24 protein-coding genes are annotated in these 24,961 nt (G+C 68.8%); 14 read left to right on the plus strand and 10 right to left on the minus strand.

Annotated elements, in window-relative coordinates; genetic code table 11:
• Positions 1-8: 8 nt before the first annotated feature.
• A complete protein-coding gene (locus AC5Y43_RS03700; RefSeq protein ID WP_499970384.1) occupies positions 9-737 on the minus strand; it encodes a superoxide dismutase family protein in 729 nt (242 codons plus the stop codon).
• An 88-nt stretch (positions 738-825) separates the two neighbouring features.
• Positions 826-1,134, minus strand: a complete 309-nt coding sequence (locus AC5Y43_RS03705; RefSeq protein WP_499969540.1) for a WhiB family transcriptional regulator — start codon at positions 1,132-1,134, stop codon at positions 826-828.
• A 365-nt stretch (positions 1,135-1,499) separates the two neighbouring features.
• On the opposite strand from AC5Y43_RS03705, the gene AC5Y43_RS03710 reads away from it, so the two are divergent.
• The 3 genes from AC5Y43_RS03710 (at position 1,500) to AC5Y43_RS03720 (ending at position 3,767) form a co-directional block, all read left to right on the plus strand.
• Positions 1,500-2,312 carry a hypothetical protein gene (locus tag AC5Y43_RS03710; protein ID WP_499969542.1) on the plus strand — a complete coding sequence of 271 codons (813 nt, stop codon included), beginning with the start codon at positions 1,500-1,502 and terminating at the stop codon, positions 2,310-2,312.
• A 92-nt stretch (positions 2,313-2,404) separates the two neighbouring features.
• The gene (locus AC5Y43_RS03715; RefSeq protein WP_499969543.1) at positions 2,405-2,980 is read left to right on the plus strand and encodes a sigma-70 family RNA polymerase sigma factor; all 576 of its coding nucleotides are present in this window, start codon (positions 2,405-2,407) and stop codon (positions 2,978-2,980) included.
• Entirely contained in the window at positions 2,973-3,767 is a 795-nt protein-coding gene (locus AC5Y43_RS03720) for an anti-sigma-D factor RsdA (protein ID WP_499969545.1), read from the plus strand. The genes AC5Y43_RS03715 and AC5Y43_RS03720 overlap by 8 nt, the downstream gene beginning before the upstream one ends.
• Positions 3,768-3,769: 2 nt before the next feature.
• On the opposite strand, the gene AC5Y43_RS03725 is transcribed toward AC5Y43_RS03720, so the two are convergent.
• The gene (locus tag AC5Y43_RS03725) at positions 3,770-4,180 is read right to left on the minus strand and encodes a DUF5319 domain-containing protein (protein WP_067323130.1); all 411 of its coding nucleotides are present in this window, start codon (positions 4,178-4,180) and stop codon (positions 3,770-3,772) included.
• 148 nt (positions 4,181-4,328) lie between these two features.
• Between AC5Y43_RS03725 and guaB the strand changes: the two genes are divergently transcribed.
• The 3 genes from guaB to AC5Y43_RS03740 all read left to right on the plus strand — a co-directional run bounded on the left by guaB (position 4,329) and on the right by AC5Y43_RS03740 (position 8,952).
• Positions 4,329-5,927: an IMP dehydrogenase gene (guaB, locus tag AC5Y43_RS03730; RefSeq protein ID WP_499969546.1), complete on the plus strand. Its 1,599-nt coding sequence runs from the start codon at positions 4,329-4,331 to the stop codon at positions 5,925-5,927.
• 14 nt (positions 5,928-5,941) lie between these two features.
• Positions 5,942-7,069, plus strand: coding sequence for a GuaB3 family IMP dehydrogenase-related protein (locus tag AC5Y43_RS03735; RefSeq protein ID WP_499970386.1), 1,128 nt, complete (start codon positions 5,942-5,944; stop codon positions 7,067-7,069).
• A 146-nt stretch (positions 7,070-7,215) separates the two neighbouring features.
• Positions 7,216-8,952: a GMC oxidoreductase gene (locus AC5Y43_RS03740; protein ID WP_499969547.1), complete on the plus strand. Its 1,737-nt coding sequence runs from the start codon at positions 7,216-7,218 to the stop codon at positions 8,950-8,952.
• A 6-nt stretch (positions 8,953-8,958) separates the two neighbouring features.
• On the opposite strand, the gene AC5Y43_RS03745 is transcribed toward AC5Y43_RS03740, so the two are convergent.
• A complete protein-coding gene (locus AC5Y43_RS03745) occupies positions 8,959-9,858 on the minus strand; it encodes a TauD/TfdA dioxygenase family protein (protein ID WP_499969549.1) in 900 nt (299 codons plus the stop codon).
• Positions 9,859-9,921: 63 nt separating this feature from the next.
• Between AC5Y43_RS03745 and AC5Y43_RS03750 the strand changes: the two genes are divergently transcribed.
• Entirely contained in the window at positions 9,922-10,488 is a 567-nt protein-coding gene (locus AC5Y43_RS03750) for a TetR/AcrR family transcriptional regulator (protein ID WP_499969551.1), read from the plus strand.
• Here the strand turns inward: AC5Y43_RS03750 and AC5Y43_RS03755 are convergent.
• The 5 genes from AC5Y43_RS03755 to AC5Y43_RS03775 form a co-directional block, all read right to left on the minus strand.
• Entirely contained in the window at positions 10,482-12,848 is a 2,367-nt protein-coding gene (locus tag AC5Y43_RS03755) for a glycoside hydrolase family 65 protein (RefSeq protein ID WP_499969553.1), read from the minus strand. The genes AC5Y43_RS03750 and AC5Y43_RS03755 overlap by 7 nt on opposite strands.
• A gap of 7 nt (positions 12,849-12,855) precedes the next feature.
• A complete protein-coding gene (locus AC5Y43_RS03760) occupies positions 12,856-13,602 on the minus strand; it encodes a beta-phosphoglucomutase family hydrolase (protein WP_499969554.1) in 747 nt (248 codons plus the stop codon).
• Between the two features lie 73 nt (positions 13,603-13,675).
• On the minus strand, positions 13,676-14,500 hold the full coding sequence (locus AC5Y43_RS03765) for a methyltransferase domain-containing protein (RefSeq protein WP_499969556.1): 825 nt from the start codon (positions 14,498-14,500) through the stop codon (positions 13,676-13,678).
• Entirely contained in the window at positions 14,497-15,309 is an 813-nt protein-coding gene (locus tag AC5Y43_RS03770) for a class I SAM-dependent methyltransferase (RefSeq protein ID WP_499969558.1), read from the minus strand. Before AC5Y43_RS03770 ends, AC5Y43_RS03765 begins: the two co-directional genes overlap by 4 nt.
• Complete coding sequence (locus AC5Y43_RS03775) at positions 15,306-16,820, minus strand: MFS transporter (RefSeq protein WP_499969560.1); 1,515 nt, start codon at positions 16,818-16,820, stop codon at positions 15,306-15,308. The genes AC5Y43_RS03770 and AC5Y43_RS03775 overlap by 4 nt, the downstream gene beginning before the upstream one ends.
• Before the next feature lie 80 nt (positions 16,821-16,900).
• On the opposite strand from AC5Y43_RS03775, the gene AC5Y43_RS03780 reads away from it, so the two are divergent.
• Positions 16,901-17,542: a winged helix-turn-helix transcriptional regulator gene (locus AC5Y43_RS03780; RefSeq protein WP_499969563.1), complete on the plus strand. Its 642-nt coding sequence runs from the start codon at positions 16,901-16,903 to the stop codon at positions 17,540-17,542.
• A gap of 4 nt (positions 17,543-17,546) precedes the next feature.
• On the opposite strand, the gene AC5Y43_RS03785 is transcribed toward AC5Y43_RS03780, so the two are convergent.
• A complete protein-coding gene (locus tag AC5Y43_RS03785) occupies positions 17,547-18,647 on the minus strand; it encodes a cytochrome P450 (protein WP_499969565.1) in 1,101 nt (366 codons plus the stop codon).
• Between the two features lie 73 nt (positions 18,648-18,720).
• Between AC5Y43_RS03785 and AC5Y43_RS03790 the strand changes: the two genes are divergently transcribed.
• The 6 genes from AC5Y43_RS03790 (at position 18,721) to imuA' (ending at position 24,956) form a co-directional block, all read left to right on the plus strand.
• Positions 18,721-19,290 carry a TetR/AcrR family transcriptional regulator gene (locus tag AC5Y43_RS03790; RefSeq protein WP_499969567.1) on the plus strand — a complete coding sequence of 190 codons (570 nt, stop codon included), beginning with the start codon at positions 18,721-18,723 and terminating at the stop codon, positions 19,288-19,290.
• A gap of 9 nt (positions 19,291-19,299) precedes the next feature.
• Entirely contained in the window at positions 19,300-20,868 is a 1,569-nt protein-coding gene (gene guaA / locus AC5Y43_RS03795) for a glutamine-hydrolyzing GMP synthase (RefSeq protein WP_499969568.1), read from the plus strand.
• A gap of 240 nt (positions 20,869-21,108) precedes the next feature.
• Positions 21,109-22,314 carry a DUF1214 domain-containing protein gene (locus AC5Y43_RS03800; protein WP_499970388.1) on the plus strand — a complete coding sequence of 402 codons (1,206 nt, stop codon included), beginning with the start codon at positions 21,109-21,111 and terminating at the stop codon, positions 22,312-22,314.
• Positions 22,311-23,456, plus strand: coding sequence for a sulfotransferase family protein (locus AC5Y43_RS03805; RefSeq protein WP_499969570.1), 1,146 nt, complete (start codon positions 22,311-22,313; stop codon positions 23,454-23,456). The genes AC5Y43_RS03800 and AC5Y43_RS03805 overlap by 4 nt, the downstream gene beginning before the upstream one ends.
• Positions 23,443-24,123 (plus strand): TetR/AcrR family transcriptional regulator, encoded by a 681-nt coding sequence (locus AC5Y43_RS03810; protein ID WP_499969572.1) that lies wholly within the window; start codon positions 23,443-23,445, stop codon positions 24,121-24,123. Before AC5Y43_RS03805 ends, AC5Y43_RS03810 begins: the two co-directional genes overlap by 14 nt.
• Positions 24,124-24,311: 188 nt before the next feature.
• Entirely contained in the window at positions 24,312-24,956 is a 645-nt protein-coding gene (gene imuA' / locus AC5Y43_RS03815; protein WP_499969574.1) for a DnaE2-dependent mutagenesis accessory factor ImuA', read from the plus strand.
• Positions 24,957-24,961: the final 5 nt, after the last annotated feature.

Raw genomic sequence — 24,961 nt, forward strand, 5'->3', positions numbered from 1 at the left:
CTAGCGCCTCAGCCGCCGGGCGGAAGGCTGTTGGTCGTAATGGTCTTGCTCGGCGTGGTCGTGACGGCCGGGCTGCTGGTGACCGTGACGGTGCTGGTGCTGGTGCTGGTGCTGGTCGACGGCGAGGGCACGGCGGTGGTGGTGCTCGTGGTGACGGTGGTCGTCGTGGTGGTCGTCGTCGCCGATGCCGCCGCGATCACCCCGCAGGCCAAGCGCTTGCCCGAGACGCCGCTGGAAGCGCTGCCGAGATTGTCCGCGTCCTGGTTGACGACCAGTGCGGTACCGGAGCTGTTTCTCAGGTCCTCGGCGGTGAATGCGTTGCTCGTGGTGACGAGTTTCGCCGAGCCGTCCGACCGCACCTGCAGCGCGGTCAGGTCGCCGCTGGCGGGATAGCCGGTGTGCCCGGGCGCCTGGTAGACGGGCCCGGCGGAGCTGAAGTCCCCGGCCTCGCACTTGCCCACCGAGGCGATCTGCAGCCCGTGGAAACCGGGCGTCAGGATCTGGTTGGGGCCGGCTTCCACGGTCACCGTCGCGTAGCCGCTCGCGAAATCGAAGGTGGCGCTGGCGACCTGGCTTCCGTCGGCGCCCTTCACCTGCGTGGTCAGCTTCTGCCCGCCGGACGGCGTAGTGGACAGCGGTTCGGTATTGGGTTGGGTGCCGCGCTGGTTGGCGCACGCGCCCAATGATGCGGTGATTGCGGCGACGGCCGCGATCGCTATGGCCGTTTCCCTCTTCAAGCCGGTTTTCATGGGCTGCGCCTACCCGAATTGGCCCACGTCAAAACGGGTGGTCGGCGGCGAACCCGCCGGCCGTCAACAGTCCCGCTCAGGCCGACCGGCGGATGCCGCGCGCCCGGCCGAAGTCACCCTTCAGCAGCAACTCGCGCTCGGTTTCCGACAGGCCGCCCCAAACGCCGTACGGCTCACCGACTTCCAGCGCGTGCGAACGGCACTCCGCGATCACCGGGCACTGCCGGCACATTTCCTTGGCGCGTTGCTCGCGTTGCATGCGGGCGCGCCCGCGTTCCCCGTCGGGGTGGAAGAACACCGACGAGTCGACGCCGCGGCACAAGCCTTGCATTTGCCAGTTCCAGATGTCGGCATTGGGTCCAGGTAGCTGCTGCGGCTGTGGCATTGGTTCGTTCCCTCTCTGCACGGCACGCTCAGAAGGCGAGGTTCGCGATGCGCCCGAAAAGCGATTGTGCAACCGATTTCGAGTGGAGTCACCGATGACTACCCGTCAAACATAGAACTTAGGGGTGGGGGTGAATTTCCGTCAATAGCCACTTAGGCCGCCAAAGTATATAACCGTTGGAGCAAAATTAACTTCCCGTTCATGTGCTACGCATTCGCGGGCCGGGAAGCGTGCTACCTGGGACTTGGCCGCGCGGGGATTTCCCAGCTCAGCGCGCGCCACGCCGCAAAGAGCGATTAATACAGAGTCGATTGTGATTAACACTTCGGTAACGTCGGCAGCACGAAGTGTTTACTACTATCACCGTGATTGAAACTCCTCACACTTCACTGATCGAGCCGACGCTGGCCGCCGCGGCCTTCGGGGACCGGCCCGCGAGCTGGCCGCTGCCCGCGGCGACCACGCGCCGGCAACTGTGGTTGCGCGCCGTCGCGGCGGGCGGGCAGGGACGCTACGCCAGCGCCGACCGCGACCTGGCGGAGCTGCGCCGCGGCGCGCCGGGCGACCGGTGGATCTCGCTGGCCCACAGCGCGCAGGGTTCGTTCCTGCGCCAGCTGGGCTGGCACACGCTGGCGCGCGGCTGGGACGGCCGCGCCCTGGCGGTGGCCGGCACCGATCCCGAGGCCCGCGCCGACGCGCTGATCGGGCTGGCGGCAGACGCGCTGGGCGTCGGCCGTTTCGCGGCCGCGACAACGTTGTTGGCCCGCACCGACGCTGCACCCGGTTCGGTGCCCGACCGGCTCCCGGTGCGCCGGGCCTGGGTGGCCGCCGAGCTGGCGATGGCCTGCGGCGACGGTGCCTCGGCCGTGCGCCACGCCGAGGAAGCGGTCGAACTGGCCGAGGCGATGGCGGTGACGTCGGCGCGGCACCGCGTCAAAAGCGACGTAGTGCTGGCCGCCGCGCTGTGCAGCGCCGGTGACATCGAGCGCGCCCGCACGGTCGCCGAGGCCGCGTTGGATGCCACCGGCCGGTGGCGGCTGATACCGCTTCGTTGGGCGCTGGCGTGCTTGCTGATCGATATCGAAAGTGCCACGTTTTCAACACAAAAGCTGCACGAAATCCGCGATATCTGCGCAGGCCAGGTGCGGCGCGCCGGGGGCGCGTGGCGTTCCGCTTGAAACGGCCTTACGCCCGTTATTGTCATTGCGACAGTTAGCCCGCCGTCAGCCCACGTTGTGTCCCGTTCGTAACGTTGGAGATACCGCCGTCGATGACAATTCAAGGGGAACGTCTCGACGCTGTGGTTGCGGAGGCCGTGGCGGGGGACCGGAACGCCCTACGAGAGGTGCTGGAGACCATCCGCCCGATCGTCGTCCGATATTGCCGCGCGCGCGTCGGCACGGTCGACCGGGGTGGTCTGTCAGCCGACGACGTGGCTCAGGAGGTGTGCTTGGCCACCATCACGGCGCTGCCGCGCTACCGCGAGCGCGGGCGGCCTTTCCTGGCGTTCCTGTACGGCATCGCCGCCCACAAGATCGCCGACGCGCACCGGGCCGCCGGCCGCGATCGTGCCTACCCCGCGGAATCGGTTCCGGAGCGCTGGTCGCCGGAGGCGGGCCCGGAACAGCGTGCCATCGAAGCGGATTCGGTCAGCCGCATGAACGAGCTGCTGGAGATCCTGCCCGCCAAGCAGCGCGAGATCCTGATCCTGCGCGTGGTCGTCGGCCTGTCCGCCGAGGAGACCGCAGCCGCCGTCGGCAGCACCACCGGCGCGGTGCGGGTGGCCCAGCACCGGGCGCTGTCACGGCTCAAGTCCGAAATCGTCGCGGCGGGTGACTATGCCTGAATCACTGGACGAATTCGGCCACACCGATTTGCTGCTGGACGCGCTCGCCGACCGGCAGCCGCTCGATCTGGACAATCCCGATGACCCGAACTTGGAAGCGCTGGCCGTCCTGCTGGGGGACTGGCGCGACGATCTGCGGTGGCCGCCCGCCAGCGCGCTGGTGTCGCCGGAGGAGGCCATCGAAGCGCTGCACGCGGGGCTTTCAGAGCGCCGGCGCGCCCGCCGCGGCCTGGCGACGATCGGCTCCATTGCCGCGACGCTGTTGGTGCTGAGCGGGTTCGGCGGCATGGTGGTCGAGGCCCGCCCGGGCGACGCGCTCTACGGCCTGCACGCGATGTTCTTCGACCAGCCGAGGGTCAACGACGATCAAATCACGTTGTCCGCCAAGGCCGAACTGGTCAAGGTCCAGCAAATGATCGACCAGGGCCAGTGGGCCCAGGCCTCCGACCAGCTGGCCGAGGTCAGCAGCACCGTGCAATCGATGAATGACGGGGCCAGCCGAAACGACCTGCTGGATCAGGTGAATCTGCTGAACACCCGGGTGGAGTCGCGCAACCCGAACGCGACGCTGCCCCCCGCGGCACCGAAACCGAGCGCCCCGGTCTCGCCGCCCCCGACCACCAACCCGCCGAGCGTGGCCAGCACGACCGTCCCGGCTCCAAGCCCGTCAGCGAGCCCGTCGGACAGCCCCTCGCCAAGCCCGACTACGACCAGCCCGTCGTCGGGCCGGCATCGGCACCATCACAAGACGACGCCGCCCTCGGTGGCACCGGACGACACGCCCTGAGTTCAGTGGCGGTGGTGAAAGTCGGCGTCTGACGTCGCTTCGTTGAGCGAGGCGTCGGCGTATCCACGGCAGTAGTCCCACGTGACATAGGAGTCCGGCTCGGGGTCATAGGCGGGCTCGTGCGGGCGCACGGTGCCATCGATCAGCAGCTGTAACAGGTTGGCGCGCAACATGTCCCAGTCGTGGTAGTGGTCCTGCTGGCACTCGTCGCAGCACACCACCAGACCGCGAATACCCTTGTGCGCCAACAGCGCCTCGTACACGGCGAGGTCGGCCAGGTCGGCCTCGACCGCCATCCGCTCCTGCTGGTCCAGCGGCTGGCCCGGCTCGACGGCGTCGAGCGCCGCCGACGGATCGCAGGGGTCGTCGGCGAATGGGTCGGGCGGCAAACCCGGCGGGAGGTGGTCACGCACGCCCCTAGCCTACGCAGGGCGGCCGTCATAACGCCAGCAGGCGGCCCGCCCGCCGGGGCGCCCGCGGCGCGCCCGGGCAAGCGACTGCCGGCGGCGCGCGAGCCGATAGGATGGGCTTCTCACTCCGCGCGCGCATGGAGGGCTCCCGATGACCCGTGGCATGTCCCACTTAGAAGACACCGACCTGGTTGCCAGCCTGCGCGATACCCCCGTTCCCGGGCTGGCCGGCGACCCGGTGCCGACCGGTGGTGACAACCCGTTCAAAATCGCGATGCTCGGATTGACTTTCGACGACGTCCTGCTGTTGCCCGCGGCCTCCGACGTGGTTCCGGCGACCGCGGACACCTCCAGCCAGCTCACCCGCAAGATCAGGCTCAAGGTGCCGCTGGTCAGCTCGGCGATGGACACCGTGACCGAGTCGCGGATGGCGATCGCGATGGCCCGCGCCGGCGGCATGGGCGTGCTGCACCGCAACCTGCCGGTCGCCGAGCAGGCAGCGCAGGTCGAGATGGTCAAGCGCTCGGAGGCCGGCATGGTCACCGACCCGGTCACCTGCCGGCCCGACAACACCCTGGCCCAGGTCGACGCGCTGTGCGCCAAGTTCCGCATCTCCGGGCTGCCGGTGGTCGACGAGTCCGGCGCGCTGGTCGGCATCATCACCAACCGCGACATGCGCTTCGAGGTGGACCAGATGCGGCCGGTCTCCGAGGTGATGACCAAGGCCCCGCTGATCACCGCGCAGGAGGGCGTCAGCGCCGACGCGGCCCTGGGGCTGTTGCGCCGCAACAAGATTGAGAAGCTGCCCATCGTCGACGGCCACGGACGGCTGACCGGGCTGATCACCGTCAAGGACTTCGTCAAGACCGAACAGCACCCGCTGGCCACCAAGGACAGCGACGGTCGGCTGCTGGTGGGCGCGGCCGTCGGCGTCGGCGGCGACGCCTGGGTGCGCGCCATGATGCTCGTCGACGCCGGCGTGGACGTGCTGATCGTGGACACCGCGCACGCGCACAATCGCCTGGTGCTGGACATGGTCGGCAAACTCAAGGGCGAGGTCGGCGACCGCGTCGAGGTGATCGGCGGCAACGTGGCCACCCGCGCGGCGGCCGCGGCCCTGGTCCACGCGGGGGCCGACGCGGTCAAAGTCGGCGTCGGGCCGGGATCGATCTGCACGACGCGGGTGGTGGCCGGCGTCGGCGCGCCCCAGATCACCGCCATCCTGGAGGCCGACGCGGCCTGCCGCCCGGCCGGCGTGCCCGTCATCGCCGACGGCGGCCTGCAGTACTCCGGCGACATCGCCAAGGCGCTGGCCGCCGGCGCGTCGACGGCCATGCTGGGCTCGCTGCTGGCGGGCACCGCCGAGGCACCCGGCGAGCTCATCTTCGTCAACGGCAAGCAGTTCAAGAGCTATCGGGGCATGGGGTCGCTGGGCGCCATGGCGGGCCGGGGCTCGGGTGGGCAGACCAAGTCCTACTCCAAGGACCGCTACTTCGCCGACGACGCCTTGAGCGAGGACAAGCTGGTGCCCGAGGGGATCGAGGGCCGGGTGCCGTTCCGCGGGCCGTTGTCGTCGGTGATCCACCAGCTGACCGGCGGCCTGCGCGCCGCGATGGGCTACACCGGATCGCCCACCATCGAGTCGCTGCAGCAGGCGCAGTTCGTCCGCATCACGGCGGCCGGGCTGCGGGAGAGTCACCCGCACGACGTCGCCATGACCGTCGAAGCCCCGAACTACTTCGCGCGGTGAACAGCGAACTGAACATGGTCGAGATCGGGATGGGCCGCGCCGCCCGTCGCACCTATGAACTCAGCGAAATCGGCATCGTGCCGTCGCGGCGCACGCGCTCGTCGCAGGACGTGTCGACGGCGTGGCAGCTCGACGCCTACCGGTTCGAGATCCCGGTGCTGGCCCATCCGACCGACGCGCTGGTGTCCCCGGAGTTCGCGATCGAGCTCGGCCGCCTCGGCGGGCTGGGCGTGCTCAACGGCGAGGGCCTGATCGGCCGGCACGCCGACGTCGAGGCCAAGATCGCCCAACTCTTGGAGGCCGCCGAAAAGGAGCCCGAACCGTCGGCGGCGATCCGGTTGCTGCAGGAGCTGCACGCGGCGCCGCTGGACCCGGAACTGCTGGGCTCGGCGGTCGCCCGCATCCGCGAGGCCGGCGTGACCACCGCGGTACGCGTCAGCCCGCAAAACGCCCAGTCGCTCACGCCGGCGCTGCTGACCGCCGGAATCGACCTGCTCGTCATCCAGGGCACCATCGTCTCGGCCGAAAGAGTGGCCAGCGATGGCGAGCCGCTGAACCTGAAGACCTTCATCTCCGAGCTCGACGTGCCCGTCGTCGCCGGCGGCGTGCAGGACCACCGCACCGCGCTGCACCTGATGCGCACCGGGGCCGCCGGCGTCATCGTCGGCTACGGCTCCACCCGGGGGGTGACCACGACCGACGAGGTGCTGGGCATCAGCGTGCCGATGGCCACCGCGATCGCCGACGCCGCGTCCGCCCGCCGCGAATACCTCGACGAGACCGGGGGCCGCTACGTGCACGTGCTGGCCGACGGCGACATCCACACCTCGGGCGAGCTGGCCAAGGCCATCGCCTGCGGCGCCGACGCGGTGGTGCTGGGCACCCCGCTGGCCGAATCCGCCGAGGCCCTCGGCGGGGGGTGGTTCTGGCCCGCCGCGGCGGCGCACCCGTCGTTGCCGCGCGGCGCGTTGCTGCAGATCGCCGTCGGCGAGCGCCCGCCGCTGTCCCGCGTCCTGGGCGGGCCGTCCGACGACCCGTTCGGCGCCCTGAACCTGGTCGGCGGTCTGCGCCGGTCGATGGCCAAGGCCGGCTACTGCGACCTCAAGGAATTCCAGAAGGTCGGCCTGACCGTCGGCGCCTAGCGATCGGCGCTCCTCATCGGCCGCGAGCGTGCGGCCAGCCGCGCCCTCGAGCCCGACCGTGCGGCGGGGCGCACACTGGTGCCCGCGCGGCGGTCGGGCCCGAGCTCGCTGGTTTATTACCGGCCGGTAAGTCCATACTGGTTGCCATGAAGCCGGATTACGACGTCCTGATCATCGGTTCGGGATTTGGGGGCAGCGTCAGCGCGTTGCGGCTGACGGAAAAGGGCTATCGGGTGGGTGTGCTGGAGGCCGGCCGCCGCTTCGCCGACGAGGAGTTCGCCGAGACCTCCTGGGACCTGCGCAAGTTCCTGTGGGCGCCCAAGCTCGGGTGCTACGGCATCCAGCGCATCCACCCGTTGAAGAACGTGTTGATCCTGGCCGGCGCGGGAGTGGGCGGCGGATCGCTCAACTACGCCAACACCCTCTACGTGCCGCCGGAGCCCTTCTTCAACGACCCGCAGTGGCGCGACATCACCGACTGGCGCGACGAGCTGATGCCGCACTACGAACAGGCGCGCCGGATGCTGGGCGTGGTGGAGAACCCGACGTTCACCGACGCCGACCGCCTCGTCAAGGAAGTCGCCGACGAGATGGGCTGCGGCGACACGTTCGTGCCCACGCCGGTCGGGGTGTTCTTCGGCCCGGACGGCACCAAAACGCCCGGAAAGACCGTGCGCGACCCGTACTTCGGCGGCGCCGGGCCGGACCGCACCGGCTGTCTGGAATGCGGCTGCTGCATGACCGGATGTCGCTACGGCGCCAAGAACACCCTGGTGAAGAACTACCTGGGACTCGCGGAATCCAATGGGGCACAAGTCATTCCGATGACAACGGTGAAGAGCTTCGAGCAGCGCCCCGACGGGCTGTGGGAGGTGCACACGGTCCGCACCGGAAGCTGGCTGCGCCGGGACCGGCGCACCTACACCGCCGAGAACCTGATCCTGGCCGCGGGCACCTGGGGCACGCAGCATCTGCTGTTCGACATGCGCGACAGCGGCAGGCTGCCCCGGCTGTCGCAGCGGTTGGGCGTGCTGACCCGGACCAACTCCGAGTCGATCGTGGGTGCCGCGACGCTGGAGGTCCGGCCCGAGCTGGACCTGACCCACGGCGTGGCGATCACGTCATCGATTCATCCGACGTCGGACACCCACGTCGAGCCGGTTCGCTACGGCAAGGGCTCCAACGCGATGGGGTTGCTGCAGACCCTGATGACCGACGGCCACGGTCCCGGGGGCACTGATGTGCCGCGGTGGAAGCAGCTGTGGGACCAGGCCCGCGAAGATCCGCGCGGCATCATCCGAATGATCAACGTCAGCCAGTGGAGCGAGCGCACGCTCATCGCGTTGGTGATGCAGCACCTGGACAACTCGATCACCACGTTCACCAAGCGCGGCAAGCTCGGAATCCGTTGGTATTCCAGCAAACAGGGGCACGGCGAGCCGAACCCGTCGTGGATCCCGGTCGGCAACGAGGTCACCCGCCGCATTGCCGCCAAGATCGACGGGGTGGCGGGCGGCACCTGGGGCGAGTTGTTCAACATCCCGCTGACCGCGCACTTCCTCGGCGGTGCGGTGATCGGCGACAGCCCCGACAACGGCGTCATCGACCCGTACCACCGCGTCTACGGCTATCCGACGCTGTTCGTGGTGGACGGCGCGGCGATCTCGGCGAACCTGGGCGTCAACCCCTCGCTGTCGATCACCGCGCAGGCCGAGCGCGCCGCCTCGCTGTGGCCGAACAAGGGGGAGAACGACGAGCGGCCGCTGCAGGGCGATACCTACCGGCGGCTGGACCCGGTCCCGCCCGCGCACCCGGTGGTACCCCTCGACGCACCGGGGGCGCTGCGCTGGCTGCCGATCGATCCCATCAGCACGGCGGGCTGACCGCCCTTAGCTGGCCACCTCGAGTGGGGCGCCGCTGATCACCCGGCTGCGTTCCCGGTGCATATTGACGGGCACATCGCCCATCAGCGTGACCCGGTGCATGAGCCGAGGCTGGTTGTCGTAGTCGTCGATCGCGCGGTGCTGGGTCGCCCGGTTGTCCCAGATGGCGACGTCCCCGGGCTCCCAGTTCCAGCGAACGGTGTTCTCGGGCATGGTGATTCGCCGTTGCAGCAATTCGAGCAAAACGGTTGACTCGTAGCTGTCCAGTCCGACGAAGCCGCGCACGAAGTCGCCCAACAGCAGCGTGCGTTCACCGGTCTCGGGGTGCACCCGTACGACGGGATGCTCGGTTTGGAACTCCTTTTTCTCGAACGCCTGGCGAAAAGCCCTCTGTGCCTCGGTCATCGAGGCCACGGCCTCCGCGGTGATGTAGTCGAAGCGGTTGGTGTGCAGCGCCCACAGGTCGTCGACGAGCCACGTCAGCGGCTCGGGCAGGTCGTCGTAGGCCGCCGTGGTGGAGGCCCACAGCGTCGAACCCCCATAGCTGGGCAGGGTGACCGCCCGCAGGATCGAGGCCGCCGGATAGTTGGCGACGAATGTGACATCGGTGTGCCAGCGCGTCGCCTTGCCGTATTCGGAGTTGATCGGCGTGATGACCGGCGTGTCCTTGTCGGCCAGCGCGCCCGCCGCGGGGTGGCCGACCGGGGTGCCCAGCAGCCGCGCGAACGCCAGCTGCTCGCCGTCGTCGAGGTGGTGCTGGCCGCGGAAGAAGATCACCTTGTGCGCCAACAACGCCTGGTGGATCTGCTCGACGGCGGCCGGGCCGAGGTCGCCGCCCAGGCGGACGCCGTCGAGGCGGGCGCCGATGCGGCTGCCCAGCTTGGTCACGGTGATCGAGTCGGTCATTTCTTTCGTCCTTCTGTGGTGAAGACGGTGTAGTCAGTTGACTACATGCGCTAGTGTAGTCACATGACTACACGTTCGGCAAGTGCCCGCCCGAAAATGCCGACCGGGCGTGACGAGGTGGCGGCGGCTGTCCTGGAGGCGGCCACCGACCTGTTCGCCGACCGCGGCCCGGCCGCGACGTCGATCCGCGACATCGCTGCGCGCTCAAAGGTCAACCACGGGTTGGTGTTTCGTCACTTCGGCACCAAGGAGCAGTTGGTCGGCGCGGTGCTAGATCATCTCGGCTCGAACCTGTCCGAGCTGTTGGAGTCGGGTGCACCGGCCGACGCCGTCGAGGAGGCCCTCGACACGCAGATGCGGGTCATGGCGCGAACGGTGCTCGACGGGTATCCCGCCGCGCAGTTACAGCAGCGTTTTCCCAATGTCGCCCCGCTGCTCGCGGCGGCACGCCCGGGACACGACACCGAGACCGGTGCGCGGCTGGCGGTCGCCAATGCCCTTGCGCTGCAAGTTGGTTGGCGGCTGTTCGCGCCCATCCTGCGCTCGGCCGTCGGGCTCGAGGAGCTGACCGACAACGCCCTGCGGGAGGTGGTGGACGCCGAGGTGGCCCGGATCCTGCGGCCTCACTGAGTGCGGGCCAGGGCGCGGCGGTGCAGCGGCTCGCGTCCCGGCGGCTGCTGCGGCGGCGGCAGCAGCGGCTTGCGGATGCGCACGGAGACGGTCGTCGGGGACTCCGTGCTCAACGTGAGGTGCTGGCCGGCGTGGCGGATGGTCAGTTCATGCCCGGGCCCGTCGTGCACGGTGTAGGTGACCTCCGAGTGGTTGACGTCGACGGTCAGCCGGAAGTCCCGCCAGCGCAGCCGGAAGCGGAGCCGCGAAATACCGTCGGGCAGAAGCGGATCCAGCGACATGATGCCCTCGTCGTCGCGTAGGCCGCCGAATCCCACGACCAGCGTCATCCAGGCCCCGGCGAGCGACGCCATGTGCAATCCGTCGCGGGTGTTGTGGTGCAGATCGCGCAGGTCGATCAGCGCGGCCTCGTAGGCGTAGTCGTGCGCCAGCTCCAAATGTCCGACCTCGGCGCACATCACCGCCTGCGTGCACGCCGACAGCGACGAGTCGCGCACCATGCGCCGCTCGTAGTAGTCGACGTTGCGCGCCTTCTGCTCGGGGGTGAACGCGTGGCTCTGCCACTGCATGGCCAGCACCAGGTCGGCCTGCTTGATCACCTGCGCCGGATAGAGCCGCACATAGGCTTCGTGCAGCAGCAGCGGATAGGTCTGGTTGGTCTCGAAGTCCCATTCGGTGAACGTGGTGAACCCCTCGCACTGCTGGTGCACGCCCAACTCCGCGTCGTAGGGGATGTTGACCGCATCGGCCGCGTCGCGCCAGGCGGCGGTCTCCTCGGTGGTGACGTCCATGGCCGCCGCCTCCTCCGGGTGGCGGTTGCAGGCCTCGGCCGCGGTGTTCAGGTTGTGCGCGGCCATCAGGTTGGTGAAGACGTTGTCGCGCACGATCGCCGTGTACTCGTCGGGACCGGTGACGCCGTCGAGGTGCCAGACGCCGTGCCGGTCGTGGTGGCCGATCGACATCCACAGCCGGGCTGTTTCGACCAGGACCTTCAGGCCGCACTCCCGCTCCAGGTCGTCGTCGCCGGTGACGACGCGGTAGCGCTCGAAGGCCATGGCGATGTCGGCGTTGATGTGCCAGGCGGCCGTGCCGGCCGGCCAGTAGGCCGAGCACTCCTGCCCGCGGATCGTCCGCCAGGGAAAGCTGGCCCCGTCGAGGCCGAGTTCGGTCGCGCGTTCCTTGGCGAGGTCCAGCGTCGACGCCCGCCAGCGCAGCGCGTCGGCGACGGTGTGCGGCGCGGTGTAGGTCAGCACCGGCAGCACGTAACCCTCGGTGTCCCAAAAGGCGTGCCCGTCGTAGCCGGTTCCGGTGAGCCCCTTGGCGGCGATGGCGCGGCGTTCGGCGCGGGCGCTGGCCTGCAGCAGGTGGAACATCCCGAACCGGACCGCCTGCTGGGATTCGGGGTCGCCCTCGACCTCGACGTCGGCGTTCTCCCAGAAGTCGTCGAGGTATTCCCGCTGCGAGTCCAGCAGCCCCTGCCACCCGCTGTAGCGGGCGCTGTGGATCGCGGCGGCGGCCTGGTCGCGCAGCGCCGGGCGCGAGCGCATGCTCGACCAGCCATACGCCAGGTACTTGACGATGCGCAGCCGCTGGCCCGGGCGCAGCCCGCAGATCACCGTGGTGCGCGCCAGGTCCGGGCGCGCGTCCGTGCTGAATTCGACGCGGCCCTCGACCTCGATCTCGTGGTCCATCGCGGCCGACATCATCAGTGCGCTGCTTCGGGTCCGGTGCATGAGAAGCGCTCCGGTCTCGGTGTTTTCGTGGCCGACGGCCTCGAGCGGATTTTCCAGGATCGCCGACACGCGCGGGTCGTCGGAGGTCTCCGGCTGGTCCTCGTTGGTGACCAGTTCGGACTGCACGGTCACCCGCACGAATTCCTCGACCGCCTCCACGACGTACTCGATGGCGGCGATGCCGCGGTGGGGCAGCGAGACGAGCCGGGTGGAGACGACCTTGATCTCCTTGCCCGCCGGCGAGCGCCAGTGCGCCCGGCGGGTCAGGGTCCCGGCGCGCAGGTCGAGGCATCGCTCGTGGGAGAGCAGCTCGCCGTAGCGGACGTCGAACGGCTCGTCCTCGACCAGCAGCCGGAGGATCTTGCCGTTGGTGACGTCGACGAGCGTCTGGCCGGCCTCGGGGTAGCCGTAGCCGGCCTCGGCGTACGGCAGCGGCCGGATCTCGTAGAAGGAGTTCAGGTAGGTGCCCGGCAGGCCGTGCGGCTCACCCTCGTCGAGGTTGCCGCGCAACCCGATGTGCCCGTTGGACAGCGCGAACAGCGATTCCGACTGGGCCAGCAGGTTCAGGTCGAGCCGGGTCTCGCGCACCTGCCACGGTTCGACGGGGAAGGCTTCTTCGGTGATCATCGGGCGATCATGCCAGCAGGTCGGCCAGGTCGGTGACCACCACGTCGGCGCCGTTGCCGCGCAGTTCCTCAGCCTGGCCCACCCGGTCGACGCCCACCACGTAGCCGAAGTTGCCGGCCCGCCCGGCCTGCACGCCGGACAAGGCGTCCTCGAAGACGGCCGCGGCGCCGGGGCCGACGTCGAGCAGCTCGGCCCCGCGCAGGTAGGAGTCCGGGGCCGGCTTGCCGGCGATGTGCTCCTCGCGCAGCGTGACGCCGTCCACCCGCTTCTGGACGAACCGGTCGAGGCCGGTGACTTCCAGGACGTCGCGGGTGTTGGCGCTCGATGACACCACCGCGATGCCCAGGCCGGCGGCCGAGACGGCCTCCAGATAGCGGCGCGATCCTTCGAATACCTTGACGCCGTCGTCGTGCAGGACCTTCTGGAACATGTCGTTCTTGCGGTTGCCCAGGCCGTATACCGTCTCGGCGTCGTCGGGGTCGTCGGGGCTGCCGTCGGGCAGCTCGATGCCGCGGCTGCTCAGAAACGACCGCACCCCGTCCTCGCGTTTCTTGCCGTCCACGTATTGGCGGTAGTCGGCGCCCGCATCGAAGGGGACGAACTTGTCTCCCGTCGTCTTGGCCCGTTCGGACAGGAACGCGTCGAACATGGCCTTCCAGGCCTTGGTGTGCACGCTCGCGGTGTCGGTGAGCACACCGTCGAGATCGAAAAGACAGGCGCGCACCTTCTCAGGCAGGCCCAGCGCTGAACTCACCGGCGGACCTCACTCTCGGGTGTCGGGGTCGGGCGATCTCCACTTCACCATGCTTACCCGAGTGCCGCCAGGGTCATTCGCCGTTGGCTACCGCCGTTGTTGTGGCCAAGCCCCGGATGGCTCTTAGGCGTCCGTCGGATAGGGCGCCGGTGAGGTTGTCGATCTTCCGCGGAAATTCGGCGACGAAGGCGTGCAGGCCCAGCGGGTTGGCGGGCTGGGCGAGCACCGCCCGCATGAGCTCGGCTGCTTGGTCGGTGAGGTCGTTCCAATGTTCGACCGCAAACCCGGCGGACTCGACGACGGCGCGCAACGCATCGGGGGTGGCCAGGTGGCTGCGTGCGGGGTGATCGGCCCACGGCTGTGGATAGTCGGGTTCGCCGTGGTCCCCAATCGTGATGTCCCACAGGGCGAGCCGGCCGCCACCTTTCAACACCCGGCGCGCTTCGGAGTACAGGCGCGCTTTGTCAGCCACGTTCATCTGGACATGCTGGCTGACTACGACGTCGAAAGTGCCCTCGGCGAAGGGGAGTTCGGTGACGTCCGCCCTGCGAACGCGGATCTGGCGGTCGAGGCCGACGAGTCGGTTGAGCCAGCGGTGGGTTCGGCAATATTCCTCGGTGACATCCACGGCGGTGACCGGGCATCCGTAGCGGTCGGCAACGTAGCGGGCAGTGCCGCCGACCCCGCTGCCGGCGTCGAGAACCTCGCTGTCGCTGGTGATCTGGGCCAGGTCCACCAGCTGTGCGGTGGCGAGGCGGCCCATGGTGTGGAAGTCCTCGAGCGGGGCCAGGTCGGCGGGAACGAGGTGTTCGAGATCTTTCCCGCCGGCGAGCAGCGCCCGCTCGATGTTGTTGCGTGACAGGCCGGTCGAATACTGGTCGGCGATGGTGTCGGTCATTTCTGAGTCCACGCGGTGATGAGGGGTGGCATCGCGATGAGGGCGTCGGCGGCCAGCGCCTGTTCACGAAATAGCGGCACGAACTCGTCGAGGTCGGCGATCTCGTCGATTGCGAAGCCGCCTTGCTCCGCGATGGGCGACACCAAGCGCCAGACCTCTGCGGCGTAGGCCAGGATGTCGTCGTCGGCGGCGGTGCCGATCGGCGTGCCGAGTGTCAGCCGCGGCGCGCCCAGGCCGGCGTCGGAAAACACCGTGTGCAGCGTGGTGCCGAACCGCGCGCTGAGGCCCATGGCCTCGAAGGCGCGCACGATCCCCGTCGTCACGTGCACCATGAACGGCAGGTCCGGGAAGCTGCGCGTACCGGTGATGTCGTTCTCGGAGAACGCGATCACGCCGCCGGGGCGCACGAACGAGCCGAGGTGCCGCAGGGTGGCGGCCGGGTCGGGCAGGTGCATCAGGATCAACCGGCCGATTACCGCGTCCACCGGTTCGTCCAGGGCGATGGCGTCAATCGCAGAGCGCGCGAAATGCACTGTGGACAGACCTTGTTCGGCGGCGCGTGCGCCGGCCAGCTCGATCATCTCGGGTGCCGCGTCCACCCCCAGGACGGTTCCGGTGGGACCGACGAGGCGGGCGGCGATGAATGACACGTCGCCGGGCCCGCACCCGATGTCGAGCACCCGCATGCCCGGCCGCAGCCCGGCGAGCCGCAGCGCGTGCTCGGTGTAGTCGTTGTAGAGCCGCCCCTGCAGGAGGAGTCGCTGCACCTCCACGTCGGCATGGCCTAAGGCGTAAGTGCTCTCGCTCATGACATGATCCTTTCGGTTTGACGTGCCGGCAACAACCAGCCGACGACTATCGCGGCGCCCAGCGCGATGCCCGCGCACACCAGCGAGCTCACCCGCAGGCCGTCCAAGAAGGCGCGATCGACGGCGTCGCGGACGTGGCCGGCCTGTTGCGCGGGTAGGTGCTCGATCACCCTGTGCGCCAATGCCATTGAGTGCCGCATCGCGTCGCCGGGCAATCCGGTCAACGCAGCCGCCTCGAGATGTCCGGAGTACACCGACGCAAAGATGCTGCCGGCAACGGCCACACCCAGGGTGCCGCCCAGTTCGCGCGTCGTGTCGTTGACGGCCGAGCCGACGCCGGCTTTGTCGACCGACAGCGATCCCATGATCGCCTCGGTGGCCGGCGCCGTCGTCAGGCCGAGGCCGCCGCCCAGCAGCACCATCTGCATGGCGATCTGGTGATAGGGCGTGGCGGCGTCCGCAGTGGATGCCCACGCCAGCCCGGCGGCGAACACGGTGAGCCCGGTGGCGACGACGGCGGTGGTGCCGATCCGTTCCACCAGGCGCGGCCCGGCGATGCTGGCCAGCGCGATCGACGCGGCGACCGGCAGCAATCGCACACCGCTTTGAAATGCCGTGTAGTCCTTGATGAATTGGAAGTACTGGGTGATGACGAAGATGAAGCCGAACAACGTCAGGAAGCCGGCGGTGACCGCCAGGCTGCCGCCGGAGAACCGGCGGTCGAAAAACACCGAGATATCCAGCATCGGATGGGTGCTGCGCCGCTCCCACAGTGCGAAGCCGGCGAGAACCAGTGCCGCCACGACGAATCCGGTCGCGGTCCGGGGGTTGGTCCATCCCCAGCCGGGTGCCTCGATGACCGTGTACACCAGCGTCGTGATCCCGGCGGCGGACAGGATCAGTCCGGGCGCGTCGACGCGGGGTGCCGCCGGGTCGCGCGAGGTGGGAACGAACAGCATGCCGCCGACCATGGCCAGCGCCGCGACGGGAATGTTCACCATGAAGATCGAGCCCCACCAGAAGCGTTCGAGTAGCCAGCCACCGCTGATGGGCCCCACCGCCACTCCGACGCCCACCATGGCCGCCCACAGCCCGATCGCCTTGGCGCGCGGTGCGGGGTCGGTGAAGATGTTGGTGATCAGCCCCAGCGTGGTCGGGAAGATCACCGCAGCGCCCACGCCCATGGCGGCGCGGGCGGCGATGAGTGCGTCTGCCGAATTCACCTGTGCCGCAACGCCGGAGGTGAGGGCGAACACGGCCAGGCCGAGGTTGAGCGAACCGCGCCGGCCGTAGCGGTCGGACAGGCTGCCGGCCGACAGCAGCAGGCCCGACATGACCAGGGTGTAGGCGTCGACGATCCATTGCAGTTGGGCGGTGTCGGCGTCGAGCTCCCGCGAGAGCGTGGGCAGTGCGACGTTCACGATGGTGGCGTCGACGCTGATGACGAAGACGCCGAGGCAGATGACGGCGAGTGCTGCGGTGGGGTTGCGGAACGTGGGATCGGGACGCATGAATCAGAGATTAAAGTCGCTAGACAAATAAATCAAGTAGCTAGTTGAAAAAGATGTCTAACACCTGGTAGGGTGGTGTGGTGCCGGTACGCAGGAACTACAACCAGAACTGCCCGATCGCCCGGGGGCTCGATGTGCTGGGCGAGCGGTGGACGTTGTTGATCCTGCGCGAGTTGGTCGGCGGTGCGCGCCGCTATGGCGACCTGCGCGCGGCGCTGCCCGGCATCGCAACCAACCTGCTGGCCGAGCGGCTCAAGGAATTACAGGACGCCGGGCTCGTCGACCGTGCCGACCTGCCGGCCCCCATCGGGCGCACCGTGTACACGCTCAGCGACCTGGGCTGGCGGCGGGTGCTGCCGGTCCTGCGGAGCATCGCACGGTTCGGGCTGGACCGGCTGGATCCGATCGACGGGGGGCCCGCCTCGCCGTCGAACGGCTTTTTGGCCGGGATCCTGCTGGGCTTCGACCCGGTCAACGCGGCCGGTCTGGAACTGACGTGCCGGGTCGAGATCGATGGCCGCCGTTTCGAGTTCGCGGTGCGCGACGGTCACGTCGGCGCGGCCCATGGGGAACCCGAGGTGACGATCACCGCCGGCGCGATCGACCTGGTGACCGCCCGACTGGGGCCGACCGAAGCCAAGCGCAAAGCCGCGCTGCGGAACATCGACTTCGGCGGTGACGCGGATGCCGTCGGCGCGCTGCGTCGGGCGTTCTCGCTGTAACTACTCACCACGACACCGGCAGTGCGGCCAGCCCGCCGGCCAGCGCGTCGCTCCGCGTGGGCAAGGTCGCGGGATCGGCCGTCAGATGCATGGCCGGGAATCGTGGAATGAGTTGGGCGAAAACCTCTTTCAACTCGATGCGCGCCAAAGGGGCGCCCAGACAATAGCGCGCGCCGTGCCCGAAGGCCAGGTGGGAGGCTTGCCGGCGGTGGACGTCGACGCGCTGTGGTTGGGCGAACACCGCGGGGTCGTGGTTGGCCGACCCGATGTCCAGCAGCAGCAGGTCTCCGGCGCGGACGGTGACGCCCTCGACGTCGAAATCGGTGTGCGCATAGCGGGGAATGCCGCCCACGCCGGTCGCTATCGCCGCCGCCCGCAACAGCTCCTCGACGGCGCCGGGGATCAGCGCGGGATCGTCCTGAAGCGCACGCCACTGGTCGCGGTCGGCCAGCAACAGCGATGTGCCGAGGCCGATCTCGACGACGGTCGTCTCGTGCCCGGCGAACAGCATGAACATCGACAGCATCGCGATCTCGTCGTCGGGGACGCCGTCCGTCGCACACAGCCGCGAGATGACGTCGTCGCCGGGATGCGCGCGCTTGGCCGCGACCAACTGGCCGCCGTAACCAAACAGCTCGGCCAGCCCGCGCTCGGAGCGGGCGTGATCGCGCACGTTGCCGGCGTCCTCGGCCCAGGTCCGGAACTGCTCGCGATCGGAGTACGGCACGCCGAGCAGCTCGCAGATCACCAGGATCGGCAGCGGCAGCGCCAATCGCTCGTGCAGATCGGCCGGCGGCCCGTGGTCGGCGAGCTCGTCCAGCACTCCGGCGGTGAGCGCCGCCACCCGTGGCGCCAGCGCGCGCAGATGCTTGGGAGAGAAGTGCGGCCGCAGCAGTGCCCGCATCCGATTGTGGTCGGCCGCTTCGGTTTCGAAGTCGCCGAGCGGGCCGCCGAACAGGGCCGATTCCCCGATGCGTGCCGCCGCCTCGGGCTCGGGATGGGAACGGCCCAGGCGATCGTCGTCGAGCAGCCGTCGTACCTGGGCGTACCCGGTGACCAGCAAGGCCTCGTCGCCCACCGTGGTGCGCATCCGTTGAACTGCCATCGCGCCCGCCTTGTATAACTGTCCATGTACAAAAGTACCTATACAATTGGTCGCGGACAAGGGGAGGTTCCCGATGACGTTGGCCCGATCGGAGGCGACTCGGCGGCTGCCGCGGGCGCAACGGCGCGAACAGATCCTCGCCGCCGCCACCCGCGCGTTCGCCCGCGGCGGCTTCGCGAACACCGGGCTCGACGCCGTCGCCGCGGAAGCCGGGATCACCCCGGTGATCCTGTACCGGCACTTCGCCTCGAAGGCCGACCTCTACCGGGAAGTCATCCTGAGCGGACACACCCGGCTGCGCGAAGCCACCGGCGGGTACGACTTCGGCGACACCAGCATCCCGGCGCTCGTCCGCGCGGCCGCGGCCGATCCCGATGCCTTCCGCCTGCTCTACCGCCACGCCACCCGCGAACCGGAGTTTCGCGACACGATCGACTCCCTCAGCGAGAGCTCGACGGAGATCACCCGTCGCCACCTGGCCGGCATCACCGACGACCGATGGCGCAACTGGGCCGCGCAGTTGCTGCCCACCATGACGGTGGACGCGGTCATCGCCTGGCTCGACGCGGGCCAACCCGATCCGGATCACGCGGCGGTCCGGATCCGCCGCATCGTCGACGCCGTCATCCGGGCGGCCCACTAAGCTTGCGCCGTGGCGAAACCTGTGGACCCCGGGCCGGCCGGGCGGCCCGTCCTGGTGGTGGACTTCGGCGCCCAGTACGCGCAGTTGATCGCCCGCCGGGTCCGCGAGGCGCGGGTCTTCTCCGAAGTCATCCCCCACACCTCCACCGTCGAGGAGATCAAGGCCCGCAACCCGGTGGGGATCGTGCTCTCCGGCGGGCCGGCCAGCGTCTACGCCGACGGCGCCCCGCGGCTCGATCCCGCGCTGTTCGACCTCGGGCTGCCGGTGTTCGGCATCTGCTACGGGTTCCAGGCGATGGCGCAGGCGCTCGGCGGCACGGTCGCCCACACCGGCACCAGCGAGTACGGCCGCACCGAGCTGAAAGTGCTTGGCGGCGAACTGCACTCGGACCTACCGGATATCCAGCCGGTCTGGATGAGCCACGGCGACGCCGTCACCGCCGCACCCGATGGCTTCGACGTGGTGGCCAGCAGCGCGGGCGCGGCGGTGGCCGCCTTCGAGAACCGCGAACGGCGCCTGGCCGGCGTGCAGTACCACCCGGAGGTGATGCACACCCCGCACGGCCAGCAGGTGCTCAACCGATTCCTGCACGACTTCGCCGGGCTGGGCACCGAGTGGACCCCCGCCAACATCGCCGGCGCGCTGGTGGAGCAGGTGCGTGCGCAGATCGGAGACGGCCACGCGATCTGCGGGCTGTCCGGCGGCGTGGACTCGGCGGTGGCCGCGGCGCTGGTGCAGCGCGCCATCGGTGATCGACTGACGTGTGTCTTCGTCGACCACGGGCTGTTGCGCGCGGGCGAACGCGCCCAGGTGCAACGCGATTTCGTGGCCGCCACCCGCGCCAACCTGGTCACCGTCGACGCGTCGGACACCTTCCTGGCGGCGCTGTCGGGGGTGACCAACCCGGAGGGCAAACGCAAGATCATCGGCCGGCAGTTCATCCGGGCGTTCGAGGGTGCTGTGCGGGATGTGTTGGGGGACAATCCGGTTGAGTTCCTGGTGCAGGGTACCCTGTATCCGGACGTGGTGGAGTCCGGCGGGGGCAGCGGCACCGCGAACATCAAAAGTCACCACAACGTCGGCGGCCTGCCCGACGACCTGAAGTTCAAACTGGTCGAGCCGCTGCGGCTGCTGTTCAAGGACGAGGTGCGCGCGGTCGGGCGCGAGCTGGGCCTGCCGGAGGAAATCGTTGCGCGCCAGCCGTTTCCGGGGCCGGGGCTGGGCATCCGGATCGTCGGCGAGGTCACCGCCGGACGCCTGGAGACGTTGCGGCGCGCCGACTCGATCGCGCGCGAGGAGTTGACCGCCGCGGGCCTGGACAACCAGATCTGGCAGTGCCCGGTGGTGCTGCTGGGCGACGTCCGCTCGGTCGGGGTGCAGGGCGACAACCGCACCTACGGTCACCCGATCGTGCTGCGCCCGGTGTCCAGCGAGGATGCGATGACCGCCGACTGGACCCGGGTGCCCTACGAGGTGCTGGAGCGCATCTCCACTCGCATCACCAACGAGGTGCCCGAGGTCAACCGGGTGGTGCTGGACATCACCAGCAAGCCGCCCGGCACCATCGAGTGGGAGTAGCCCTCCTGGCCGCGAGAGTGTAAGTAGCGACGGCTCTTCTCGGGCGATGTGTCGCCAGTTGCACTTTCGTGGCAGCAATAGCTACCTGCACGACTGCGTCGTTGACAGTCGCCGCATCTGGGTGATAGTCGTTGAGCAATCGAAAACAGGGTTTTCGATTGCTCGTGAGCCGACACCGGCTGGAGGACAAACGTGGCCGATCAAGCCGATACCCAGGCGCAACCTGCCTGGAAGAACCCCATGGCGTGGCTGCCGCACTCGATCGCGGAGGCGGCGTTGTCGGCCGGCGGCGGGCAGGCGCCCGACCTCTCCGGGGCCTGGGCGCACCTGCAGGAGCGGCTGGACGCGGCCGAGCAACTCGTCCGCGCCTCACCGGTCAACAAGAACCGCCTTGACTACGGGTCGGGGATGCGTCACTTGATGGTCCTGCTGGCGGTCGGTACCGACATGGCACTGCGGGCCGACCCCGACCCGGTTCTCGCCGTCAACCGCGCCAGCATGGACGACATCGTCACCTGGGGCCTGGAATGCCCGGACTGCGTGTACCTGACTGCGAGCCTGCGCCCGGGCGAGACCTATCGGCTCTACGGCACCCGGGGGACGGCCCGCTACGTCGGCTTGCAGACGATGGACGGGATCGCGGCGACCGCCAATTGCCTCGTGGACGATCTCGACGTCGACGCGGACGGGCGCTTCGAGGTGATCCTCTCGGCGAACGAGCACGAGGGCAACTGGCTACGACTGGCCGGTGATCGTCCCACGTTGACCGTACGAAACTTCTTCTACGACTGGGACAGCGAGGTTCCAGCGTCGCTGCGCATCGAGCGCATCGGCCACGAGGTCGTACCCGAAGCGACATCCGTCGACCTGGACGCCTCGGTGTCGCGCCAACTCTACGCGCTGGGGGACTTCGTCTACGACAACCTGAAATTCTTCCTCGACTTCGGTGCGATGCCGCCGGCCAACGGTTTCATTCCGCCGATGGACATGACCGAGATGGGTGCAGCGGCCGAAAACCGGCCCGTCATCGGACGATTCGAGCTCGAACCCGACGAGGCGCTTATCCTCGAGGTGCAACCGCCCGAGGGTGTCTACTGGAGTATCTCGTTGGGCAATCCGTGGTTGGAGACGATCCACTACGGGCGCCACCAATCCAGTCTCAACGGACATCAGGCGGTCATCGACGCCGACGGGATCTTCCGGGCCGTCATCGCTGCGACCGACCCCGGGGTGGCGAACTGGCTGGACACGGCGGGTCACAGCAACGGCGCCATGCTCTTGCGCTGCGTCCGAACGGAAACCGCGCCCGTCCCCAGCACGCGTGTGGTGAAGGTCGGCGACGCCTTGGCGGCGTTGCCGACCGACACCACGATGACCACCCCCGACGAACGCGCCACAGTCGTCGAAGCCCGTCGCCGCGCCGTACACGAAAGGTTCTACCGGTGAGTTTCTCCGCTGACGCTCTCGAAGACGGCGCGCGCACCGCCACCGCCCTTGACGACTTCGGCTCGTCGTACTACCGCGAGGGTCTGGAACGGACCGTTGACGCGTTGAACACCGAAGCCGAGCTCAACGACCTCGGCCGCGTCATGCAGCACGCGACCATCAGCAACGCCCTGATCCAGCGGCTGAAGATCGTGGAAACCTATAAGCAGCATCCCGAGATCGGCGACGAGGTGATCGAGGGCCCCGTCGTCGTCCTCGGTCTGCCGCGCACGGGCACCACCGCGCTGAGCCAATTGGTCGCTGCCGACCCGCAATTCAGGTCGTTGCGCACCTGGGAATCTCAGGCACCGACTCCGCCTCCGGAGTCGGCGACGCAGCAGAGCGACCCGCGGATTGCCCAGGCCGCCGAAGGCATCGCGATGATCTCGCAGATGTTTCCCGACTTTCATGCGATGGTCAGCTCCGAGCCCGAAGCCGCGACCGAGTGCCAGGACCTGATGGGCATGAGCTTTCGCACCTTCCACTTCGATGGCGTGGTGCGCGTTCCAAGCTACGTGGAATGGCTGCTGGGAAGCGACATGCGCGAAACCTACCGGTTCCACCGGAACGTGCTCAAATTGCTGCAATGGCATTGCAAGCCGAACCTTTGGCACCTGCGTACCCCGGTGCACATGTTCGCCCTCGACGCGTTCGTCGAAGCGTACCCCGGTGCGAAATTCCTTTGGAGCCACCGTGATCCGGCCAAGGTCCTGGGGTCGGTCTGCAGCCTGATCGGCTATGTGCGCAGCTGGAGCAGCGACCGGCGGAACCCCGAAGAACTCGGCGCCGAGCAGCTGTCGTGGTGGGCCGAGGGCATGCGGCGCGCAATGGAATTCCGCAGGAAATTCGGGGACGACCGGTTTGTCGACGTGTCGTTTGCCGCCCTGCAGACCGATCCGGTCAGCACCGTCGCCGACAGCTACGAAAAGCTTGGTTTGACATTCACCGATGCGGCGCGGGCCAAGGTGTGCCAGTGGGCAGACGAACACCAACCCGGTCACCGCGGCAGCCACAACTACGACCTGGCGGACTACGGGTTGACCCCGCAACAGGTGCACGAGGCCTTCGGAGACTACATGGCCGCCTACGATGCCTCGGGGTGAGCGGGCCGGCGGGCGCCAGAAACTCGAGCGAGATCCGCAGATTCATGCCGCGATCGTGTCGGCCGCCGCCGCCATCGTCCGGAGTGAGGGTGTCCAGACGCTGTCGATCGCCCAGGTGCTCAGCAGATCGCAATTGAGCACCCGGGCGTTCTACCGGCACTTCGACTCCAAAGATCAGTTGGTCGCGGCGGTATTCCTCGAGATGGCCCGCGCCGAGGTACTGCGGCTTGTGCAGCGGATGTCGCAACACGCCGACCCGGTCCGCGCGGTGGCGGCCTGGATCGACGCGCGGCTGGACCTGGCGTTCAACCGGCAGATCCGCTCCGATCTGCACCGAATGTCGCTCGAGGCGCAGAACCAGATGTTCGTCGCGCCCCGGCTCGTGGCCCCCGCCTACCAGGAAATCCTGCGACCCCTGGTCGAACAGCTCACGCGGGGAAGGGATTCGGGCTTATTCGGCGAAATCGATCCCGAGGGCGAGGCGCTGTCCATCCAGGGCGTCGTATGGGCCAACATCGAACGGTATTGGGCGACGGGCGATCGCGATCCCGGCGAGATCCGTGAGCGCGTGCAGCGTTTCTGCCTGGGCGGCCTGCGCGTCACCCCCGAAACGATCGAGGCCGTCCTGGCCGAAGCGACGGATCGTTTGCCGCGAGGCTGCAACTAGCGACGGCTCCTTCTCGGGCGATGTGTCGCCAGTTGCACTTTCACGAGGGCTTGACGGCATCATCAGCCACACCAGCACCGGCCGCATAAAGGCGCCTCTCGCGTTTCTTGACGGTTGTCGGAGGGCGGGTGTTTACTCGCAAATATATCGAACAAACTTTCGAAATCGTCCCTGGGAGGAGGCTGATCATGAGTGCGGCTGTTGCCTCCGATCACCGCGCTGACCAGTTGGAATCGCTGCGCCGGCGGATGGCTCAGATGACGGGGCACGCCGTCGACCCGCTGCCGGATCCGCAATCCCGGCTGGCCCTCCCGCGGTGGCTGGCCAAGGCGCTGCCGGCGCCGCTGCCGCGGGGAACGGTGGCGGTGCTGTCGGGGGCGCGGTCGCTGCTGGTGAGCATGGTGGCCGCGGTGACGGCGGCCGGGGGCAACGTCGCCATCGTCGGCCAGCCGGACATCGGCCTGCTGGCCGCCGCGGAGATGGGGGCGGATCTGAGCCGGCTCGCGGTGATCCCGGATCCGGGGACCGATCCGGTCGAGGTGGCCGCGGTGCTCATCGATGGCATGGACCTGGTGGTGCTCGGCCTGGGCGGGCGCCGGGTGCCGCAGACGCGGGCGCGCGCGGTGGTGGCGCGGGCCCGCAACAAGGGGTGCACCTTGCTGGTCACCGACGGCGACTGGCAGGGGGCGCCGACGCGGCTGCAGGCCCGGGTCTGTGGTTATGAGTTGACGGCGGGCGATCGTCCGGGATTCGGCCGGATCGGCAAAGTGCGGTTGCAGGTCAGCGGCGTGTGCGCGGGCAAACGGGTGATCGGCCGGGCGCGGGCCGGGTGATTTGG

The sequence above is a fragment of the Mycobacterium sp. NGS57 genome (assembly GCF_059812405.1).

Coding starts and splice junctions, on each gene's coding strand:
- AC5Y43_RS03705 (WP_499969540.1), bottom strand. CDS start 1,134: ATGCCACAGCCGCAGCAGCTACCTGGACCCAATGCCGACATCTGGAAC.
- AC5Y43_RS03715 (WP_499969543.1), top strand. CDS start 2,405: ATGACAATTCAAGGGGAACGTCTCGACGCTGTGGTTGCGGAGGCCGTG.
- AC5Y43_RS03720 (WP_499969545.1), top strand. CDS start 2,973: ATGCCTGAATCACTGGACGAATTCGGCCACACCGATTTGCTGCTGGAC.
- guaB (WP_499969546.1), top strand. CDS start 4,329: ATGACCCGTGGCATGTCCCACTTAGAAGACACCGACCTGGTTGCCAGC.
- AC5Y43_RS03735 (WP_499970386.1), top strand. CDS start 5,942: ATGGTCGAGATCGGGATGGGCCGCGCCGCCCGTCGCACCTATGAACTC.
- AC5Y43_RS03740 (WP_499969547.1), top strand. CDS start 7,216: ATGAAGCCGGATTACGACGTCCTGATCATCGGTTCGGGATTTGGGGGC.
- AC5Y43_RS03745 (WP_499969549.1), bottom strand. CDS start 9,858: ATGACCGACTCGATCACCGTGACCAAGCTGGGCAGCCGCATCGGCGCC.
- AC5Y43_RS03750 (WP_499969551.1), top strand. CDS start 9,922: ATGACTACACGTTCGGCAAGTGCCCGCCCGAAAATGCCGACCGGGCGT.
- AC5Y43_RS03755 (WP_499969553.1), bottom strand. CDS start 12,848: ATGATCACCGAAGAAGCCTTCCCCGTCGAACCGTGGCAGGTGCGCGAG.
- AC5Y43_RS03765 (WP_499969556.1), bottom strand. CDS start 14,500: ATGACCGACACCATCGCCGACCAGTATTCGACCGGCCTGTCACGCAAC.
- AC5Y43_RS03770 (WP_499969558.1), bottom strand. CDS start 15,309: ATGAGCGAGAGCACTTACGCCTTAGGCCATGCCGACGTGGAGGTGCAG.
- AC5Y43_RS03775 (WP_499969560.1), bottom strand. CDS start 16,820: ATGCGTCCCGATCCCACGTTCCGCAACCCCACCGCAGCACTCGCCGTC.
- AC5Y43_RS03785 (WP_499969565.1), bottom strand. CDS start 18,647: ATGGCAGTTCAACGGATGCGCACCACGGTGGGCGACGAGGCCTTGCTG.
- AC5Y43_RS03790 (WP_499969567.1), top strand. CDS start 18,721: ATGACGTTGGCCCGATCGGAGGCGACTCGGCGGCTGCCGCGGGCGCAA.
- AC5Y43_RS03800 (WP_499970388.1), top strand. CDS start 21,109: ATGGCGTGGCTGCCGCACTCGATCGCGGAGGCGGCGTTGTCGGCCGGC.
- AC5Y43_RS03810 (WP_499969572.1), top strand. CDS start 23,443: ATGCCTCGGGGTGAGCGGGCCGGCGGGCGCCAGAAACTCGAGCGAGAT.
- imuA' (WP_499969574.1), top strand. CDS start 24,312: ATGAGTGCGGCTGTTGCCTCCGATCACCGCGCTGACCAGTTGGAATCG.